The following is an 18,176-nucleotide window of genomic DNA, read 5'->3' as shown; positions in this document are numbered from 1 at the left end:
GGCCTGCACGGCTCGCGACGGTCCCGGGGCAGTAGCTCAGCCGGTCAGAGCAGCGGACTCATAATCCGTCGGTCCAGGGTTCAAGCCCCTGCTGCCCCACCACACGTTTGCGCAGTTCAACTCGAGTCTGCGGCATGAGACCGCCCCTCCTTTGATGCCTCCAGGGTCGCGGGGGCACATCTGGGGCACAAGCCCGTCGAGAGCCAGAGCCACGGCGTCCAGGTCGTCACCGAAGAGACCGGCGTACACGTCGAGCGTCATCGCTGCCGACCGTGCCCCAGCATCTGCTGCACAGCCTTCACGTTCGCCCCCGCTGCGATCGCAAGGGAGGCCGCCGTGTGACGCAGGTCGTGAGGTTTGACGTTGACGAGGCCAGCTTCTCGGCATGCCGGGTTGAACACTCGATGACGCCAGTTCCCCAGACGGACCGCTCCCCCACCCGGCGCGGTGAACAGCAGGTCATCCGGCCCTTTGCCGACGCACAGGGCCTCGATGCCCGGCCCGAGCGACGGCGGGAAAGGCACCGTCCGCGTCCGGTGCGTCTTCGGAGTGGACCAGACGAGCCGGCCACCGACCTCGGTCACGCTCTCGGCGACGACCTGCCGCCGACGCAAAAGGTTCAGCCATGGCGGAAGCGATAACTGCGAGCCGGGGCGGACGACTTACCCCGTCCACGCCCGGCCAGGCCTGTCTGCCTCCGCGGTTTTTGAGAGCCCGGATGTTCGTTCGAGAACCTAGATGTTCAAAGCCCTGCGGCATTGACCCCGTGGGTGGCCTGCGCACTTGTGAAGCCCTCGAACTGCAGCTGCTTGATCAGACCGTTGCGTGAGAAGGGGGACATTTCGAGGTAGGACTTGGCCTTCTCAGCGGCCTGCGCATTCCAGTCAACCGTAATGTGGTCGACAGCGAACGTCGCGTCGGCCTGGGAGAACTCCTCGAACTGCAACTGCTTGATCAGACCGCTTCTGGAGAACGCGGTCATCTCGATATACGACTCGGCCTTGGCGACCGCCTGCTGCTGCCCGTTGGACATCGCGTCGGCTGCTGCTTTCTCCGCTGCGGCCTTGTCGGCGGCTGCCTTCTCGGCGGCTGCCTGGGCATCTGCTGCCTTCTTCGCGGCTGCGGCGTCTGCGGCAGCTTTGTCCGCGGCGGCCTTGTCGGCAGCGGCTTTGTCCGCTGCTGCCTTGTCTGCCGCGGCTTTGTCTGCCGCGGCCTTGTCGGCAGCGGCCTTGTCCAGCGATGCCTGGACGGACGGATTGAGCGTGGGGGTTGCGCCCGCGACCGTGGTCGTCGACTGGGGGACGGCGACAGACACGGCTGTCGGGTCAACCGTCGGGGCCTTGCTCCCCAAGTTGCCGATGAGGCCGAGAGCGAAGAGCGCGCCGACACCTATGGCCCACTTCTTGCCCTTGCTCATCTTTTTCGGGGCGGGGGTTGGGTCGGGGGTTAGCGGTTCACCCTGCGGGGGCAGGGCGTTGTAGTAGGAGGTAGTCGAGTTGTCGCTCATTGATGATGTCCCTGTCTCAGCTTGTGGGTGGTGCAGAGCGATTGTGCAGAACAGTTGGTCGCATAGGGGCAGTTTCCACGGAATGTCGGATGCCGTCGGATGTGATTCGCGTGTTGACAGTGGCTGCACCCGGCCAATATCACGGGCGCGTCATCTGGCTGACTGGCGTAAGCCGCTCCGCCACGAGCCACTGTTGAGCAAGCACACCATCCGCATCGAGGTATTAGGCCATCAAAGCGAACCACTGCCCCTCCCGCTGCTCCCAAGGGGTGACGATGCCGGGGTGCGGGCCTGGCGCATCGCGGGTCCCGCTCACTCAGCAGTGCCTATGGGATGGCGACCGACAGCATGGGGTGCTCGTGCCCCCTGCCGAGCCGCCTGCCATCTGGCCACTCTGGGACTAGTGTTCGAGTTAGGGATGCGCACCGTAGGGTGGGCGCATGCCGTACCCCGGTCGCCCGGTGCTCGAGGTGCTGCCGAGTTCGTCGGCACCGCACGCACCCCGCCGCTCGTGAAGTGTCTGGGTCATGAGCACATTGACGAGGCCGAGGTGGAGCACTCGAGCATGTCCTCCTGACCGATGTGAACCATCTGCGCCTCGCGGACGTTGCTGATCTAGCACGTAGGACCATTCTCATGCCTGCAGCGAAGACGTTCGACGACGCGACCCGCATTCGAGCGGCCCAGCACTACCGCGACAGGCTGGAGGAGCACGGGGAGGCGACGATTGGAGATGCGTGCGCCCACGCGTCGGGTGACCGAGCGTGAGCGCGCGAACTACATTCTCAAGAACACGGCGGCGTCTTTCGCCCAAGCTGGCGCGAATCTGCGATAGCGGATTGCTTCAACTCATCTCGACGGACCACACAGATGCATCTGTTCTCGTCCTTGCGGGGCAAGGTGGAATATCCGGGATCCGTCAGAACGAGATCCCCGGGGATAGCCGCGTCAGTCAATCATGGATGCGGTTCAGCGGTCGCTGGCCTTGGTGAGGGCGCCGCAGATCGCGGGGGCGGTGGCTTCCATTGGCAGGGTGGAGGTCAGGTCGCTGACGCCGAGCACGTTGTCGTACTTGTTGTTGTGGTTGTAGTCGATGCCATGGACAACGATGACGGCGTTGTTCTGCCGGACCGCCATGGCGACGTCATGGGTCAGCTCGATGCTGCGCGTGTAGGTGTAGGTGCCGACCTGCGGGAATCGGGAGATGGCCAGGGCGCTGGCGGGGCTGGTGTCGCCTCGGGTGGTCAGCGAGGTGCCGATCGGCCCGTAGTCGTCGAGGCCGTCGGTGGTGCTCATGGCCAGGTGCCCGTTGTGCTTGGTGGCGTCGTCGGCCTGGGGGCATTCGCCTTCGCCCTTGTAGTGGATGTGCATGGCGTGCGGAGCGACGATCAGGCCTTTGACCTTGACCGTGACCCACGCGGTGTCGCCGTCAAGACGAACGGACGCGGTACCACTGGCATTCACGTGGTTGGTGGGGACCGGGGTCAGCATCGTCGAGAAGACGGAGGAGTCGTGACTGGTTTGGGTGGCCGCGACGGCCTGGCTCCCGGAGGCACCAGCGAGGGCCAGAACCAGAGGGGCAGCACTGGCGGCGGCAATCACGTATGTTTTGCGCATTTCTCTCCCTTGAAGGGTTTTTGGAATTCGGGAGGTCGAGCGGGCCAAAGAGATGGACACATACAGTCCACGACATCGCTTGTTGAGCCGCGCTGATTAGCGCACGCAACGCCCTAAAGACCTAATAAGGCCGAATCGCACAAGTCGCCTCAGAAGAGAATTGCGACCCCCTGGCAGCCAATTTTGACTGTCCATTCAACGTATCCGCGTGAGGATTGGGTGGCAAGACACCAAATCGGTCAGGTAATTGCCACGCCCGGGTGCGACGGCCGGGCGCGAGGCCGTCCACAGCCGCTTCATGAACTCGACCAGCGACCCTAAGGGCGCCGTGATCACGCTAAAACGCACCAAGCAGAACGCATCACTGCAGCTCACCGGCCTTTGCTCAAAGAGCAATTCGCGGCCAGAGCCACGTCAGGCTCATTCTCGCCTTCTCATGCCGAGCATCCGGTGCACGCCTCTCGAACCAGAGCTGCGTCCACCTGCGCCCAGTGGACGACAGAGGGAGCAGCTCGGCTGAAGCCCGGGAGCACTCGCTGCGGCGTGAGCCACCCCACGCATAGGTCGAGGCGACGCGCACCGAGCTCGCACTGGCGACGAGCGGTCCCGCCAAGGGGCCACTCGTCGCCTGTCAGCTGTGGCCGCGTGCGGTTAGGCAGGGGCCGGCGCCGTGACCTCGTTGACGACCTCGAAGCCCGTCTCCTGCGGAGGTTCGGCGAAGCCGCCGTCGATGCCTGCCTGCATCCGAGGCATCAGGATCCCGTCCCGGAAGGTCTCCCAGCTCTCCTTGCTCTCGTGGATGGCCATGATGGTCCAGCCGTCGGCAGACGGCCCCGCGGCATGGAAGATCTGCCCGGCCGGCAGGCTCCCGTCGCTGGGGTGAACTGCCGCGATCGAGGCCTCGTACTGATCCTTGGTGCCACCCTTGAACTGGTGGACGACGCCATAGCTCATACCGTTGCACTCCCTTCTTGGGATCGGCCCCGGCCCAGCGGGGCGGTCCGGGAGAGGTCTCGGCGGGGTCTATCTCGACGCTACGCGCGCGCCCAGGACGCGTCGACGGACAAACCAGTCGACCGCGCGGGACGTCTGGCGTCGTTCGTCGCCAACCGGCACGAATGACCCGGCAAAAGGCCGAGCGCCGGGACCAATGGCCGGTGTGGGGAACCCGCCCTCCGGCACAGACTGCGAGTATGCAGCGGCTCAGTCCCCTCGACGCGTCCTTCCTGCACCTCGAACGTGACGTGCAACAGCTCAACGTCGGATCCGCCCTCGTCTTCGAAGGGCCCGCCCCCACTCACGCTGAGGTGCGCCGCGCCATCGAGGCACTCCTTCCTCAGTTCCCGCGCTACCGCCAGCACGTGCGGTCGGTGCCGCTGGGGCTGGCGCTGCCGATCTGGGTCGACGACCCGAAGTTCCGGCTGCACGACCACGTGGGACACCGACGGCTGCGTCCGCCGGGCACGGACGACGCGCTGCGACGGCTGGCCGTACGTCTCATCTCCCAACCGCTCGACCTCCGCCGTCCGCTGTGGCACACCTGGCTCGTGACGGGGCTCCGGGACGGACGCTTCGCCCTCGTCAACACCAACCACCACGCGATGATCGACGGCATCTCCGGGAGCGACATCATCAGCGTGCTGCTGTCGCCGACCCCCCGCACGCCCCGCCATCCCCGTGAGGCGCCACCGCCGCCGTGGCGGCCCGCGCCCGAGCCGACGGAGGCTCGGCTGGCGCTGGACGCCATGGTCGAGCTGGCGTCGAGCCCGCTCCGGGCGGTCGACCGGTTGGCCAGGGCGCTGCGACCCCAGGCGCTCGCGACGAGCGTGGCGGAGGTCGTCGGCATGGCCCACCTCGGCGAGCAGCTCGCGCACCTCGAGCTCGGGCTCAACGGCCCGATCGGCCCCCGTCGCGACTGGCGGTGGGTGCGCGCCGACCTCGACGCGGTCAAGGCGGTGAAGAACCATCACGGCGGGACCGTCAACGACGTCGTGCTCGCGGCCGTCGCCGGCGGCTTCCGGTCGCTCCTGCTCTCCAGGGGCCGGCTGGTCGACGGCCGGAGCCTGCGCACGATGGTGCCCGTCTCGACCCGCCACGCCGACGAGCACGGCACGCTCGGCAACCGGGTGTCCGCCGTCTTCGCAGACCTGCCGATCGGCCTGGACGACCCGCTCGACCGGCTCCATGCCATCACCACTCAGCTGGACGCGCTGAAGAACAGCGGGACCGCGCTCGGCGTCGACGCCCTCCTGGGAGCGGCCGACCTGCTGCCCGGAAGCCTGCTCGCCCTCGGCGTCAAGACGTGGGCGCACAGCCCCCAGCGGACCTTCAGCACAGTGACGACGAACGTCCCCGGGCCGCGGACACCGCTCTACCTGCTGGGGCGCCGGATGACCGACCTCTACCCCTACATCCCGCTCGGGGCCGAGCTGCGGGTCACGATCGGCATCGCGTCGTATGCCGGGGGGCTGGCTTGGGGCGTCACCGGTGACCGCGATTCCATCCCCGACCTCGCCGTGCTCTCCGACGGGATCGAGCAGTCGATCACCGAGCTCGTCTCCCTCACCCCGCCCACGAACCGTTCCGAGGCGCGTCATGCACGAAACAGCTGAGCCGGCCTGCTACACCCCCGCCCTGCACGACACCCTGACGGACGACGTCGTGACCAACGCGCGGCTGCACGGCTCCGAGGTCGGCTACTCGCGCCGGGTCGGTGGACGCTGGCTGCCGGTCACCCACGCGCAGCTCGCGGAGCAGGTGACCGAGCTCGCGGGCGGCCTGATGGCCTGGGGCCTCGCCCCGGGCGACCGGGTCGCGATCTTCGCGGGAACGAGCTTCGAGTGGATGGTCTGCGACTTCGCCATCTGGACCGCTGGCGGGGTCACCGTGCCGATCTACGAGACGTCGTCCGCGGGGCAGGTGGAGTGGATCCTGCGCGACTCGGGCGCGTCTGGGGTGTTCGTCGCGACCGCGGCCCTCGCCGACACCGTCGCGTCCGTTCGAGACAGCCTGAGCGACCTCCGGCAGGTGTGGGGCTTCGACTCTGCCGACCTCGACACGCTCGCCGCGTCAGGTCGCGGCCTCGAGCCATCCGAGGTCGAGACCCGGCGCACCTCACGGACGAGCGCGTCGCTGGCCACGATCATCTACACGTCCGGGACGACCGGGCGCCCCAAGGGCTGCGCGATCACCCACGCCAACCTGCTGTCCCAGATCCGAAACGTCCTGGCCGGCCACAACGTCACGGAGCTCGTCTTCAACGACCGCAGCAGGACGCTGCTCTTCATCCCCGTCGCCCACATCCTGGCGCGGTCCATCCAGCTGTGCGCCGTGCACAACCGGGTGCACCTCGCCCACAGCAGCGACGCCAAGCAGGCCGCCGCCCTGCTCGAGGACTTCCAGCCGTCGGTCGTCCTCGCCGTGCCCTATGTCTTCGAGAAGATCTACAACACGGCGAAGCACCGCGCGGCGTCGGACGGCAAGGGCTGGATCTTCGACCTGGCCGAGACCACGGCCCGCGACTTCAGCGAGTCGCTGGACCACGGCGGCCCCGGGCGCCTCCTGAGGCTGCGTCACGCACTGTTCGACCGCCTCGTCTACGGTCGCCTCCGCGCGGCGATCGGTGGACGGGTGGACTTCATCGCCAGCGGCGGGGCCCCGTTGGGGACGCGCCTCGGCCACTTCTTCCGCGGTGTCGGCGTCAATCCCCTCGAGGGCTACGGCCTGACCGAGACGTGCGCCGGCGTCACGCTCAACCTGCCGGGACAGCAGCGCATCGGGACGGTGGGTCGACCGGTGCCCGGGTGCGCCGTGCGCATCGCGAACGACGGCGAGGTCCTCATCAAGGGCGGCGTCGTCTTCGAGGGCTACTGGCACAACGACGAGGCCACGCGAGCGGCCTTCGACGCCGACGGGTGGTTCCGAACGGGTGACCTCGGCGCGCTCGACTCCGACGGCTACCTGACGATCACCGGCCGCAAGAAGGACCTCATCGTGACGGCCGGCGGCAAGAACGTCGCCCCGGCCGTGCTCGAGGACCGGCTCCGTGCCCACTGGCTGGTCGACCAGTGCGTCGTCGTGGGCGACCGTCGCCCGTACGTCGCGGCGCTGCTCACCCTCGACGCGGAGGTGCTGCCGCAGTGGCGGGCGGAGCACGGCCATCCTGACCAGGCCCCGGTCGAGGACCTCCGCGAGGACCCCGAGCTGGTGGCCGCGCTCCAGTCGGCCGTGGACGACGCGAACGCCGCTGTGTCGCACGCGGAGGGCATCAAGCGCTTCGTCGTCCTGTCGGAGGCCTTCACCGTCGCGTCCGGTCTGCTCACGCCGACGCTCAAGGTGAAGCGCGCGGTGGTCGTCGAGCGGTATGCCGCCGAGATCGACCGCCTCTACGCGGGCCAGGTCGCCCGGACGCCGTGAGTGCCGTGAGTGCCGTGAGTGCCGTGAGCACGTGAGCACGTGAGTGCCGGGATCGGCAGTCTCAGGGCCGTGCCGCAAGCACGGCGACCGCGCCCTCGTCGACCAGCCAGTCACGGATCCGGTCGATGGTCCAGCCCGGCGCCTCGAGCTGGGGCACGTGCCCGACGTCCTCAGCGACCTCGAAGCGCCATTCCGGGTTCCGTTTCGCCACCGCTCGCGCCGCGGCGACGGGGACGAGCCGGTCCCTCGCCCCGTGGAGGAGCAGCACGGGGACGGTGATGCGCTCCATCAGCGCGTATAGCCAGCGACGGCGAGCGAGGACGAGGATCAGCGAGCGCCCCGCCACGATGAGCTCGGCGTCGACGTCCGGGTAGTCCTGACGCTCCCGGGCGAGCTCGAGGTGCTGCTGCACGACGTGCGCCGGCACCCGCGTCGTGTCGACGCAGCAGAGCCGGAGCACGGCCATGGCCTGTCCTTCGGCGGACAGCAGCGAGCGCCGGCGGGCCAGGAAGCCGCGCGCGACGGCGGGGACGGCATACGCCCCGAACATGACGGTGACGAGGGGGTCGGGGCGAGCCGTCGGACCCACAGGCACTGCGGGGTCGACGAGCACCAGCCCGCTCACGAGGTCGGGGCGGGCGTCGGCGAGGAGCATGGCGAGCAGGCCACCCATCGAGTTCCCGACCAGGATGACCGGGTGGCCGACGACCTCGTCGACGAAGCGCGCCAGGAGGTCGCGGTTGGCGTCGATGTGCGGCGAGCGCCCCAACGGCTGCGTGCGACCGAAGCCGACCAGGTCGATCGCCAGGACCCGGCACGTCTCGGCGAGCGTCGGCGCGACCGCGGCCCAGTTGAGGACGGAACCGCCGAGACCGTGCACGAGCAGCAGGAGCGGCCCGCCCTCCGGTCCGCCGTAGTCGACGTAGTGCACCGGGCCGTCGAGGTGTGCCCACCTCGCCGTCGGGGGCGGGCTGGGCGGCTCGGGGAGGAGGTCATGCTGCCACGCGGCCACGCTCCCATTCTCGCCGGACCGGACAGCTGTGGCTGCCGGACGCCCGCATGTGATGGACGCGACGGCAGTGCGGTCTGAGGTCAGGTCGCGCGGCGCCGCCGCCGAACCAGGCGGTACTCGCTCACGAGGGAGACGCCCGGCTGGTCGTTCATCGCCCGCCATGCCCCCACCCCGGCGGTCGACATCGCGATCCCGGCCAGCAGGTAGGTCACCGTGGCGCCCGTGTAGCTGAGGTCCAGCGCCCCGACGGTGACGGTGCGCGGGAGGGACAGCACGGCATCGAAGGCCGCCGCGAGGAGCGGCGCCACGGCGAGGACGAGGACGAGCACGACGCCGTTGAGCGACTGGACCAGCGCGAAGGTGCGGCCGCGGACCTCGTCCTCGACGGTGAGTCCGAGCAACGTGTAGCCGACCACCCATCCGACGCCGATGAGGGCGCCGAGCACCGTCGCGAGGGGCAGCGCGAGCAGCAGGGTCGGCACGAGGGCGAGGGCGAGCAGCAGCAGGCCCGAGCTCGTCAGGGCCGCACTGAAGATCCGCGGCCGGGACAGCCCGGCGAGCAGGCGCGGCCCCACGATGATGCCGCCTGCCATGCCGGTGAAGACGGCGACGAAGAGCATGCCGTAGCCGGGCGAGCCGGCGCCCATGTCCTCGACGAAGCGCGTCGCGAGTCCGACGACGAGCCCACCGCCGGCGAAGGCGCCGAGCATGCCGGCGATGAGCCCCCGGACGAAGGGCCGCTCCCGCACGACGAGCAGGCCGTCGGCGACGGTGCGGTAGATGGACTCCCCCGCCAGGGTCGCGGTCGCCGCCCTGGGCGGGAACGTGAGCCGCCAGACGATCCACGCGCTGGCCAGGAAGGTCGCGGCGTTGACGTACAGCGCGAGGAGGACGCCCTCCGGGTCGAGGCCGGGGACCAGGGACTGCAGGGGCTCACTGAACAGCGACAGCCCCGAGAAGACGAGGGCCGCGGCCGGCGCGGTGCCGTAGCTGCCGACGAGTCCCAGCTGGTTGGCCATCTCGAGCCGCTCCGGGGGCACGAGGTTGGGCACTGTCGCGTCCTTGGCGGGGTTCCAGAAGAGCGAGATGCACTCGATCACCACGATCGCGACGTACATCCACCAGAGGGTCCCGACGAGCGCGATGGACACGAAGAGCGCACCGCGCAGGAGGTCGCCGGTGATCATCGTGCGGCGCCGGTCGAGCCGGTCGGCGACGACACCGGCCAGCGGGCCGAGGAGCACGGCCGGCGCGATGCGCAGGATGAAGACGCCCGAGACGGCGAGGTACTCGCCCACCCCGCCGCGGGCGAGCTCGGCCGCGAGCGCCGTCGTGCCGAGCAGCGCCAGCCAGTCCCCGAAGCTGGAGAAGGTCCCGGCCAGGAACAGGTTGCGGAAGGGCCGGAACGCGAGCAGCACCTTGAGCTCCGCGAAGGACGGCGTGGGACCGTCCGCGACGTCGTCAGGCTCGGGCGGGGGTTCCCCCGGGTTCACGCCCTCAGCCTAGGGGCGCCCGGCCCTGGTCGGGGCCGGTCCGTCGTCCTTCGGCGCGGCCCACGGGCCCGGTGCCGCTGGCCGGGGCGGGTTCCGCCGACTCCCCCGGCAGACTCCCACCCCGGTCATCCCCCGACCGGTTCTACTCCGACCTGTCCCCACTGTTCGGTCGGTCTTCCTCCCCCGCACTGACAACAGTGCCCCGCGGGCTGCAAGATCGGCAGTCCCGAAATGCCGGGGTTTGCGCAAGATTGCCGCAACGGGTCGCCTCGGGTTTTGCCGGAACGACCCGGCCCGCAACCCGCCGACCTATGGTGGACGCTACCGGCGCGTCGAGGCGCGAGTCGGTCCGGGCTCCGGTGTCGGGGGACACCTTGCCCAGGAGTGTCGACGGTGAGACCAGAAGTGGCTCGAGGGGGGCTGAGTTGACGGTGACAGACGCCGGCGAGCGCACCGCTCCACGCGTCGTGAGCATCCGGGTCAAGGGCCGTTTCGTGCCCTTTGCCGCCATCTTGGTGCTCTTCGCGCTGCTGCCCTTCCTCGGCGGCACCGGCCCGGCGGCACCGGTCGCGTCCGTCGTGCTGGCAGCCGGGTCCTCCACCGCGGTGCAGGAGGCCGTTGATGCCGTGGACCGGGCACGAGCCGAGCTCTCGACGCTCGACGTCACCGCGGTCACCGACGTCACCGACGCCGCCGCGACCGCCCCTGCAGGCTCTGCGTTCACGGCCGGGATCGGGGGCGGCCTCTTCATGTTCCCCTCGATCAGCCTCGCCCCGGCGACGGCGGAGGCCATCGCGGCCCCGATCATCGGGCGGCCGCTCTTCATCCACCCCGTGCCCGGCGGCGAGACCTCGCCCTTCGGCCCGCGCATCCACCCGCTGCTCGGCCGACCGATGTTCCACACCGGCATCGACCTCGCCGCGGCGTGCGGCACCCCGATCCGCGCGGCGGCGGACGGGGTCGTGGTCTATGCCCGGGTCTCCGCCTCGTGGGGCGGACGCACGATCATCCAGCACAGCCCGACACTGAAGACCGCCTACGGTCACCAGTCCGCGTTCCTCGTCACGGAGGGCCAGGTCGTCAAGCAGGGGCAGGTCATCGGCCTCAGCGGCACGACCGGCTGGTCGACCGGCTGCCACCTGCACTTCGACGTCATCGTCAACGATCGCTATGTCGACCCCGCCCCGTACCTCGGCTTCCCGCCTTCAGACGCAGCTTCCGTGCCGTATGCCGCCGTGCCGCACCTCGTGTTCGACCCGGCCAGCCGTCTCGTCGACACCGTGGCCGACGGCGACGTCCCGATCACCGACGCCAGCGTGATCCCCTCGGGGCCCACCAGCACGGGCGGCCGGCCGCCGACCACGACACCGACCACGTCCGGACCGACGACGCCCAGCGGCACGCCGACGACGGCGACACCATCGACGACGACCAGTACGCCCGGTCCGACCACGTCGACGCCCACCCCCACCAGCACCGCGCCGTCACCGACCACCACGACGGTCCCGCCGACCACCACGACGGTCCCGCCGACCACGACGTCGGTGCCGCCGACCACGACCGATCCGCCGACCACGAGCGTCCCGCCGACCACGACGACGCCGCCGAGCACGACGACCGATCCGGCGACCGGCACGACCACCACCACGACCACGACCACGACCACGACCGATGCACCGACCACACCGTCAGCCGCTCCATCGAGCCCATCGAGCAGCTCGTCCGCGGGCTCCGGCACGACTTCCCTGACTGCGAGCTAGCCGCGCGCTGCGCCTGACCGAGATGGCCACCCCTCGGGCAGGCGCGCCCGATATGTTGATTTCCTGACACTCCCCGCCGGCTCGTGGTGTCCCGGACGGACGCCTCACGATTCGGGCACGCTCGGCGCGGAGTGTGCTTGCCGGCCGCCGGAGCCGATAGGTTTCCCGGATGGACGACGTGAAACCCGACACCGCGGCGCCGAGCGACCGCACCCCGGACACGCCTCGTGACCCCATGGTCGTCATCGACGGGGTGAACAAGCACTTCGGCGAGCTGCACGTTCTGCGCGACATCAACCTCACGGTCGGCAAGGGCGAGGTGGTCGTCGTCCTCGGACCGTCCGGCTCGGGCAAGTCGACGCTGTGCCGTGCCATCAACCGGCTCGAGACGATCGAGTCCGGCACCATCTCGATCGACGGCAAGGCGCTCCCCGAGGAGGGCAAGCCGCTCGCACAGCTGCGCGCCGACGTGGGGATGGTCTTCCAGTCCTTCAACCTCTTCGCCCACAAGACGATTCGCGAGAACGTGACGCTCGGGCCGATCAAGGTGCGCAAGAAGTCGAAGTCCGACGCCGACCAGCAGGCGACTGCGCTGCTCAAGCGCGTGGGCGTCGAGGCGCAGGCCGACAAGTACCCCGCGCAGCTCTCCGGCGGCCAGCAGCAGCGCGTCGCCATCGCCCGGTCCCTGGCCATGGGACCGAAGGTCATGCTCTTCGACGAGCCGACGTCGGCGCTCGACCCGGAGATGGTCAACGAGGTCCTCGACGTCATGGTGGGCCTGGCCAAGGAGGGCATGACGATGATCGTCGTGACCCACGAGATGGGCTTCGCCCGCAAGGCGGCCGACCGTGTCGTCTTCATGGCCGACGGCCAGATCGTCGAGGTGGGCACGCCCCAGGAGTTCTTCACCAACCCCAGGAGCGACCGCGCCAAGGACTTCCTCGGCAAGATCCTCACCCACTGAACCAGCTGAACCATCTGAACCAGCTACGGCGAACGACAGGGAGCGGCGCGCACCGCGCCGCTGCAACCACTCAGGAGGAACTCACATGAAGGCACGACGACTCGGAGCCGTTGCGGCGGCTGCGACGTTGGCGCTCACGCTCGCCGCGTGCGGCTCCGGCAACAGCGGGAGCGGCAGCGGAGGCGCCGACGGCATCAAGATCGGCATCAAGTTCGACCAGCCCGGCCTCGGCCTCAAGAAGGGCACGGACTACACCGGCATGGACATCGACGTCGCCAAGTACGTCGCCAAGGAGCTCGGCACCCCCGAGGACAAGATCACGTGGGTCCAGGCCCCGAGCGCGCAGCGCGAGGACCTCATCTCGACGGGTCAGGTCAAGTTCATCGTCGCGACGTACTCCATCACCGACAAGCGCAAGGAGAAGGTCTCCTTCGCGGGCCCCTACTTCGTGGCCGGCCAGGACCTCCTCGTCCGCGCCGACGACACCTCCATCACCGGTCCCGACAGCCTCAACGGCAAGAAGCTCTGCTCGGTCAAGGGCTCGACGTCCGCGCAGAAGGTCAAGGACAAGTTCGCCCAGACCGTGCAGCTGCAGGAGTTCGCCACCTACTCCGAGTGCCTGCCGGCGCTGGCCACCGGGGGCGTCGACGCCCTGACGACGGACGACGCGATCCTCGCCGGCTTCGCCGCGCAGCCCGAGAACAAGGGCAAGTTCAAGCTCGTCGGCAAGCCGTTCTCGACCGAGAACTACGGCATCGGCCTCAAGAAGGGCGACACGGCCCTCTGCCAGAAGATCACCGACGCGATCAAGAAGATGCAGAGCGACGGCTCGCTCGACAAGGCCATCGCGAACAACCTGGGACCGGCCAACTACAAGCCGGGCCCCGGCAACCCGCCGACGCCGGCTGCCTGTTCCTGACCACCCCAGCCGGCTCATCGGGTCGTGCGGTCACCGAGGGTGATCGCACGACCCGGTAACGGTGTCAATCACCCGCGAAAAGGGGCGCAGTGCTCGACCTCTTCGACAAGTACGCGATCTTCGGCGCGTTCTGGATGACCATCAGGCTCACCATCTTCTCCGCGATCGGGGCTTTGGTGATCGGCACGGTCCTCGCCGTGATGCGGGTGTCTCCCATCGCGATCCTGCGCCGCCTGGGCACCTTCTACGTCAACACGGTGCGCAACACGCCGTTGACCCTCATCCTCGTCTTCTGCTCACTGGGTGTGCTCTACATCCTGCAGATCAACCTGGCCGACCCGAAGTCCCCGACGTCGATCGTCGACAACAACGTCCGCTGGGCGATCGTCGGGCTCTCCGTCTACCACGCCGCCTTCGTCTGCGAGGCACTGCGCAGCGGTGTCAACACCGTGCCGGTCGGGCAGGCCGAGGCCGCTCGGTCGATCGGGCTGACGTTCACGCAGAGCCTGCGCGAGGTGATCCTCCCCCAGGCTTTCCGAGGATCCATCGCGCCGCTCGGCTCGGTGCTGATCGCCCTGACGAAGAACACCACGGTCGCGTCCGTCATCGGCGTCGCCGAGGCCTCGCTGCTGATGAGCGAGATCATCGAGAACGAGACGGCGAGCCTCGGTGTCTTCCTCATCTTCGCGATGGGCTTCGTCATCCTGACGCTGCCTGTCGGGATGCTGTTCACGTCCCTGTCGCGGCGCCTGGCGGTGAAGCGATGAGTGCCCAGAACGTCCTCTTCGACGCGCCCGGGCCACGGGCCCGGCGTCGCCACGCGATCCTGACCGTCGTCGGGTTCATCCTTGCTGCGGGCGGGGTCGCGCTCGTCCTGTGGAAGTTCGCCGCGCAGGGTCAGCTCGAGCCCTCGATGTGGACCTCACTCTTCACGGCCGACGTGTGGACCGCCTACCTCATCCCGGGCCTGATCCACACGCTCATCGCCTCCGCGATCTCCATCGTGCTCGCGATCGCCTTCGGGCTCGTCTTCGGTCTCGGTCGCCTCTCGCCCGTGCGAGCGGTGCGCTGGGTATGCGGTGTCGTCGTCGAGTTCTTCCGTTCGGTCCCGGTGCTGCTGATGATGTACTTCACCTACCGCTACTACTCCGACAACGGCGTCTTCACCAACGACCTCAACCCGCTCGCCGCCGTCGTGACGGGTCTGACGCTCTACAACGGCTCCGTCATCGCGGAGCTGGTCCGGTCCGGGGTCTTCGGGCTGCCCAAGGGACAGGCTGAGGCGGGTCTCTCGATCGGCCTGACGCAGGGCCAGACGCTTCGCTCCATCCAGCTGCCGCAGGCTCTGACAGCAATGCTGCCGGCCCTGGTGGGCCAGCTGGTCGTGATCCTCAAGGACAGCGCCCTCGGCACCGCCGTGCTCTACCCGGAGCTGCTCCAGGCGGCCAAGGACATCGGCACGGCCTACAGCAACACGATCGCGGCCTACATCCTCGTCGCGGTCATCTTCATCCTGCTGAACTACGGCCTAACGGTCGTCGCCGGCCGGGTCGAGCGCCGCCTCAACCGCCGCGGCCGTGGTCGTCGCCGGGGCGGCCCCGCGACCGGTGTCACGGGCGCCGGCACGGTGGACACCCCCACCGACGGCATCGGCGGCACAGGCGTCTACACCGGCGACGCGGCGAGCCGCTGACCGAAAGCCGCAGACGTCCTCCCACTCAGCGCGAGGGCATACGGAAAGGGGCCCCGTCACCACTGGTGACGGGCCCCTTTCTTGGGCTCCCCCGATTGGACTCGAACCAATAACCTGCCGGTTAACAGCCGGCTGCTCTGCCAATTGAGCTACAGGGGAATGCTGCTGGGAAACCATAGCAAAGGGACTGGGCCAGCACTAAATCGGGGTCGCGAGCTCCCCGTCGGCCGGCTCCCGGGTCGACGCAGACCCGGCGGCGACGGTTGTCACCGACCCACCTCGGAGCGCAGACGGGCCATCCGTTGCGCCGCCTCACGGGCCACCAGCGGGTCGCTGAGGTCGGCCCCCTTGCCCGGGATGGTCTGCTCGAGCAGGTCGCCGCTGGCGAGGTCCTGACGGATCACGACGCGCACCGTGCGGCGCCCTGCGGTGCGGAACTCGTCGGCGAGCACGACGCTGGCCTGGAGCCGCTCGCGCAAGGCCTGCTGGAGGAGTGAGGGCTCCGTCAGTCGCCACCGCTCCGGCGCGCCGCGGTCGACCCACGTCACCGTGAGCTCGGACGACTCCCCCTGCCAGGTGCCGGACTCCGCCTCGTGCCACGGGCGGCTCCAGACGAGACCACCGCCGGCGTCGACGAGGGCCAGGTGGTGGGTGGTCGCGACGACGTGCGCGCCGCTCACCTCGTCACGCGCCCAAGCGAGCAGCCGCTCCCCGCTCTCGAGCGGCACGGCCGCCCGAACATCCGCAGGCAGCGCCGGTCGGCGCCGCCGCTCGAAGAGTGCCATCAGCCCATTCCCGCCTTGATCGTCGCCAGCTCGCGCTGGAGGGTCTGCAGCTGCATGCCGAGCTCGCGGGTGCGGTCGGGTGCCGGGGTCTCCGCGTGGTCGAGACGGCGCATCTCGCTCATCGCGTCGGCGATCCGGCGCGTCAGGGCGATGGTGCGCACCCGGGCGAAGAGCTCGTCGACGTAGCGCGACGTCGGCAGCCCGGTGTTGGGGTCCATCCGCGTGGGCAGCGTGTCCACGGCGAGCTCGCTGACGAAGCCCGCGACGGGCGCGGGAGCAGCCTCGGTGACGGCTGACGTCCACGCCCGGGCGTTGGCCTTGTCACCGGTGTGGTGGGCGATGCGGATGCCGTCGAAGACCGCACGGTGTGCCGGGGCCGAGAAGGCGTCGGGCGTCAGCAGGTCGATGGCGCCGGGCTTGAAGACCGCGGGGAACTGGAGCAGCACCTGGAGCAGCTGCCGCTCGGCGTGCACCACGGGGTCGCGCCGGTCGGGTACCGGCATGACCCCGGCGGTCTCCGCCGCGCTCGGCTCGCCGTCGTCGCGACCGTCACGACCGCCACGACCGCCACGGCCGTCCCGACCGCTCCGGGCGTCACCGCCGTTGCGGTCGGCGCGAGCGTCCTCCTCGACCTTGATCTTGCCCGCCCGGGAGACCTCGGTCGCGACCTGCTCGACGTCGAGCCCGAGCATGCCGGAGACCTCGCGGGTGTACTCGGGGCGGAGCGACTGGTCGCGGATGGAGGCGATGATGGGCGCCACGGCGCGGACGGCCTGGATGCGTCCCTCCGCCGTCGCGACGTCGAAGCGCTTGATCGTCGTGCGCACCGCGAACTCGAACATCGGCACGGCGTCCTCGATCAGCGCCTGCACCGCCGGGTCACCGCCGGCCTGGCGCAGCTCGCACGGGTCCTTGCCCGACTTCTCGACGGCGACGAAGGACTGGGAGGTCCACTTCTCGTCGTCGGCGAAGGCCCGCATCGCGGCCTTCTGCCCGGCGGCATCGCCGTCGAAGGTGAAGATCACCTTGGCCGGCGCGAGGCCGGCCTCATCGCGCATCAGGCGCCGCAGGGTCTTGATGTGGTCGGCACCGAACGCCGTGCCGCACGTGGCGACCGCGGTCTCGACCCCGGCGAGGTGGCAGGCCATGACGTCGGTGTAGCCCTCGACGACGACGGCCTGCCGGCCCTGGGAGATCTTCTTCTTCGCGAGGTCGAGGCCGTAGAGGACGGTCGACTTCTTGTAGATCGGTGTCTCGGAGGTGTTGAGGTACTTCGCCTCGATGCGGTCGTCGTCGAAGATCCGGCGCGCCCCGAAGCCGACGGTGTCGCCCGTGATCTCACGGATCGGCCAGACGAGCCGGCCCCGGAAGCGGTCGTAGAGCCCGCGCGAGCCACGGCCCGCGATGCCCCCGGTGACGAGCTCGTCGTCGGTGAAACCCTTGGCGCGCAGGTGCCGTACGAGGTCCTCGCCGCCGCGCGGGGCGAAGCCGATGCCGAACTGCTTGACGTGCTCGCTGTTGAAGTCGCGGGCGCGGAGGAAGTCCCGCGCGGTGCGAGCGGCTTGGCTGCCGAGGAGCATCTCGGTGTAGTACTCCTCGGCGACCCGGTGCGCCTCGATGAGGCGGCTGCGCCGCCCGAGCCCCTCCTCGCGCGGTCGCGCGCCGTCCTCGTAGCGCAGCTCCATCCCGAGCTTGGAGGCCAGCCGCTCCACGGCCTCGGAGAAGCTGAGATGGTCGACCTTCTGGATGAAGGAGATGACGTCCCCGCCCTCACCGCAGCCGAAACAGTGCCAGGCGCCGACGGCGGGACGGATGTTGAAGGACGGCGTCTTCTCGTCGTGGAAGGGACACAGGCCCTTGAGCGACCCCGGACCGGCGGAGCGCAGCGTCACGTGCTCGCGCACGACGTCCTCGATGGACGACCGCGCCTTGACCGCCGCGATGTCCTCGCTGTTGATCAACCCCGCCATCTGCCTCCTGTCGCTGCCCGTGATTCTAGGTGCTCGCCCA

At 69.4% G+C, this 18,176-nt stretch carries 16 protein-coding genes and 2 tRNA genes; 9 read left to right on the top strand and 9 right to left on the bottom strand.

What is annotated here, in order from left to right; genetic code table 11:
• Positions 1–25 precede the first annotated feature (25 nt).
• Positions 26–102: transfer RNA gene (locus AC1DIW_RS05080), tRNA-Ile, on the top strand.
• A 155-nt stretch (positions 103–257) separates the two neighbouring features.
• Here the strand turns inward: AC1DIW_RS05080 and AC1DIW_RS05075 are convergent.
• Both AC1DIW_RS05075 and AC1DIW_RS05070 read right to left on the bottom strand, forming a co-directional pair.
• The gene (locus AC1DIW_RS05075) at positions 258–584 is read right to left on the bottom strand and encodes a tyrosine-type recombinase/integrase (protein WP_442280952.1); all 327 of its coding nucleotides are present in this window, start codon (positions 582–584) and stop codon (positions 258–260) included.
• A gap of 158 nt (positions 585–742) precedes the next feature.
• Entirely contained in the window at positions 743–1,507 is a 765-nt protein-coding gene (locus tag AC1DIW_RS05070) for an Ltp family lipoprotein (RefSeq protein WP_478106684.1), read from the bottom strand.
• A 636-nt stretch (positions 1,508–2,143) separates the two neighbouring features.
• On the opposite strand from AC1DIW_RS05070, the gene AC1DIW_RS05065 reads away from it, so the two are divergent.
• Positions 2,144–2,275 (top strand): hypothetical protein, encoded by a 132-nt coding sequence (locus AC1DIW_RS05065; protein WP_478106683.1) that lies wholly within the window; start codon positions 2,144–2,146, stop codon positions 2,273–2,275.
• A 201-nt stretch (positions 2,276–2,476) separates the two neighbouring features.
• Here the strand turns inward: AC1DIW_RS05065 and AC1DIW_RS05060 are convergent, their stop codons facing one another.
• Together AC1DIW_RS05060 and AC1DIW_RS05055 are read right to left on the bottom strand one after the other, a co-directional pair.
• Positions 2,477–3,184, bottom strand: coding sequence for a hypothetical protein (locus AC1DIW_RS05060; protein ID WP_478106682.1), 708 nt, complete (start codon positions 3,182–3,184; stop codon positions 2,477–2,479).
• Positions 3,185–3,775: 591 nt separating this feature from the next.
• Complete coding sequence (locus tag AC1DIW_RS05055) at positions 3,776–4,078, bottom strand: hypothetical protein (RefSeq protein WP_478106681.1); 303 nt, start codon at positions 4,076–4,078, stop codon at positions 3,776–3,778.
• A gap of 239 nt (positions 4,079–4,317) precedes the next feature.
• On the opposite strand from AC1DIW_RS05055, the gene AC1DIW_RS05050 reads away from it, so the two are divergent.
• Both AC1DIW_RS05050 and AC1DIW_RS05045 read left to right on the top strand, forming a co-directional pair.
• A complete protein-coding gene (locus AC1DIW_RS05050; protein WP_478106680.1) occupies positions 4,318–5,736 on the top strand; it encodes a wax ester/triacylglycerol synthase family O-acyltransferase in 1,419 nt (472 codons plus the stop codon).
• Positions 5,720–7,540, top strand: coding sequence for an AMP-dependent synthetase/ligase (locus tag AC1DIW_RS05045; protein WP_478106679.1), 1,821 nt, complete (start codon positions 5,720–5,722; stop codon positions 7,538–7,540). The genes AC1DIW_RS05050 and AC1DIW_RS05045 overlap by 17 nt, the downstream gene beginning before the upstream one ends.
• A gap of 61 nt (positions 7,541–7,601) precedes the next feature.
• Here AC1DIW_RS05045 and AC1DIW_RS05040 read toward each other — a convergent pair whose 3' ends face one another.
• Complete coding sequence (locus tag AC1DIW_RS05040) at positions 7,602–8,552, bottom strand: alpha/beta fold hydrolase (RefSeq protein ID WP_478106678.1); 951 nt, start codon at positions 8,550–8,552, stop codon at positions 7,602–7,604.
• Positions 8,553–8,632: 80 nt separating this feature from the next.
• Complete coding sequence (locus tag AC1DIW_RS05035; RefSeq protein WP_478106677.1) at positions 8,633–10,045, bottom strand: MFS transporter; 1,413 nt, start codon at positions 10,043–10,045, stop codon at positions 8,633–8,635.
• A 431-nt stretch (positions 10,046–10,476) separates the two neighbouring features.
• Between AC1DIW_RS05035 and AC1DIW_RS05030 the strand changes: the two genes are divergently transcribed.
• From AC1DIW_RS05030 to AC1DIW_RS05010, 5 genes are all read left to right on the top strand, one after another.
• Positions 10,477–11,805, top strand: coding sequence for a M23 family metallopeptidase (locus AC1DIW_RS05030; protein WP_478106714.1), 1,329 nt, complete (start codon positions 10,477–10,479; stop codon positions 11,803–11,805).
• 235 nt (positions 11,806–12,040) lie between these two features.
• The gene (locus AC1DIW_RS05025) at positions 12,041–12,769 is read left to right on the top strand and encodes an amino acid ABC transporter ATP-binding protein (RefSeq protein ID WP_442280988.1); all 729 of its coding nucleotides are present in this window, start codon (positions 12,041–12,043) and stop codon (positions 12,767–12,769) included.
• An 85-nt stretch (positions 12,770–12,854) separates the two neighbouring features.
• Positions 12,855–13,688, top strand: a complete 834-nt coding sequence (locus AC1DIW_RS05020) for a glutamate ABC transporter substrate-binding protein (RefSeq protein WP_442280944.1) — start codon at positions 12,855–12,857, stop codon at positions 13,686–13,688.
• 89 nt (positions 13,689–13,777) lie between these two features.
• The gene (locus tag AC1DIW_RS05015) at positions 13,778–14,455 is read left to right on the top strand and encodes an amino acid ABC transporter permease (RefSeq protein WP_478106676.1); all 678 of its coding nucleotides are present in this window, start codon (positions 13,778–13,780) and stop codon (positions 14,453–14,455) included.
• Positions 14,452–15,381: an amino acid ABC transporter permease gene (locus AC1DIW_RS05010; protein ID WP_442280942.1), complete on the top strand. Its 930-nt coding sequence runs from the start codon at positions 14,452–14,454 to the stop codon at positions 15,379–15,381. Before AC1DIW_RS05015 ends, AC1DIW_RS05010 begins: the two co-directional genes overlap by 4 nt.
• An 86-nt stretch (positions 15,382–15,467) precedes the next feature.
• On the opposite strand, the gene AC1DIW_RS05005 is transcribed toward AC1DIW_RS05010, so the two are convergent.
• The 3 genes from AC1DIW_RS05005 to dnaG all read right to left on the bottom strand — a co-directional run bounded on the left by AC1DIW_RS05005 (position 15,468) and on the right by dnaG (position 18,136).
• Positions 15,468–15,540: transfer RNA gene (locus AC1DIW_RS05005), tRNA-Asn, on the bottom strand.
• Positions 15,541–15,647: 107 nt separating this feature from the next.
• Positions 15,648–16,166 carry a hypothetical protein gene (locus AC1DIW_RS05000; protein ID WP_478106675.1) on the bottom strand — a complete coding sequence of 173 codons (519 nt, stop codon included), beginning with the start codon at positions 16,164–16,166 and terminating at the stop codon, positions 15,648–15,650.
• A complete protein-coding gene (gene dnaG / locus AC1DIW_RS04995) occupies positions 16,166–18,136 on the bottom strand; it encodes a DNA primase (protein WP_478106674.1) in 1,971 nt (656 codons plus the stop codon). Before dnaG ends, AC1DIW_RS05000 begins: the two co-directional genes overlap by 1 nt.
• Positions 18,137–18,176 lie beyond the last annotated feature (40 nt).

Source organism: Terrabacter sp. 01T434 (genome assembly GCF_056398545.1).
Note: the sequence above shows the minus strand (reverse complement) of the source record. Positions and strands in the feature narration are given on the sequence as shown.